Genomic DNA, 209 nt, shown 5'->3' on the forward strand with positions numbered 1-209 from the left:
TGGCTGAAGAAGACGAATTTGATTTAGACGATATTGACAGTCTAATTGATGAAACTGGCGATAAAGCGACTGCAGAGCCGGAGTTGGCTGAAGAAGACGAATTTGATTTAGACGATATTGACAGTCTAATTGATGAAACTGGCGATAAAGCGACTGCAGAGCCGGAGTTGGCTGAAGAAGACGAATTTGATTTAGACGATATTGACAGT

At 41.6% G+C, this 209-nt stretch carries 1 protein-coding gene; it reads left to right on the forward strand.

The features are described 5' to 3' along the window. Positions 1-209 (forward strand): hypothetical protein (locus H5163_RS21165; protein ID WP_220493653.1); only part of this gene is annotated, 209 nt, incomplete at both ends.

The sequence above is a fragment of the Pseudoalteromonas sp. SG44-8 genome (assembly GCF_014164125.1).
Lineage (GTDB): Bacteria > Pseudomonadota > Gammaproteobacteria > Enterobacterales > Alteromonadaceae > Pseudoalteromonas > Pseudoalteromonas rhizosphaerae.